This is a genomic window from Mesorhizobium sp. M1E.F.Ca.ET.063.01.1.1, from assembly GCF_003998155.1.
Lineage (GTDB): Bacteria > Pseudomonadota > Alphaproteobacteria > Rhizobiales > Rhizobiaceae > Mesorhizobium.
This window is the reverse complement of the sequence record NZ_RZSC01001334.1, coordinates 1-841: the sequence shown is the minus strand read 5'-3', so window position 1 is coordinate 841 and position 841 is coordinate 1. Positions and strand designations below refer to the sequence as shown.

Annotated in this window: 1 protein-coding gene; it reads left to right on the top strand. The window is 61.2% G+C overall.

Features of this window, described 5'->3' with window-relative positions:
- Window positions 1–154: 154 nt before the first annotated feature.
- A partial coding sequence (locus EOA29_RS38380) for an enoyl-CoA hydratase (RefSeq protein WP_127222513.1) occupies window positions 155–841 on the top strand: 687 nt, incomplete at its 3' end.

Below are 841 nucleotides of genomic sequence, written 5' to 3'. Positions count from 1 at the left end.
GGCATGCGCGATTCCTATATACGGGGAAGTTCCAGCGCGGGTGCCTGGACCAAACGGTGCGACGGAGAAAACACGTCTCGCGGCTGTTCTTCAACCGGCAGCGTGGTAGTTCTGTTGCTCCATGCGTTTCGAGTGCTGACCGAGAGGTTTAGAAGTGGCTGAAGTCGTTGCCATCAAGCCCGCCGTCGCCGATGGCCCCGTTTTGGCGAGCCAGGACAAGGGCGTGTTGCGCCTCACGCTCGCCAGCCCGCCGGCCAACGCGCTTTCGCTGGCGACGATGGCGGCGTTGCAGGCGGAATTCGACCGTGTGAGACAAGACAAGTCCGTTCGCGTCATCATCCTGGCGGCGTCAGGCAAGGTCTTCTGCGCCGGTCACGACCTCAAGGAAATGACCGCGCACCGCGCCGATCCCGACCGCGGCAAAGCCTTTTTCGAAAAGACCTTTTCGGCTTGCGCGAGCCTGATGCAGACAATTGTGCGCCACCCAAAGCCGGTGGTCGCCGAGGTCGATGGCCTTGCCACTGCCGCCGGCCTGCAATTGGTCGCGAGCTGCGACCTCGCGATCGCCTCGCACGAGGCGACTTTCTGCACGCCCGGCGTCAATATCGGCCTGTTCTGCTCGACGCCAATGGTGGCGCTGTCGCGCAACGTCTCGCGCAAGCAGGCGATGGAAATGCTGCTCACCGGCGAGACGATCGACGCGGCGACAGCCAAGGAATTCGGCCTGATCAATCGCATCGTGCCGCGCGAATATCTGAATCAGGTTGTCAACAAATACGCGCAAACCATTGCTTCAAAATCGTCTTTGGTCGTCAAGACCGGTAAGGAAGCCTTCTACGCC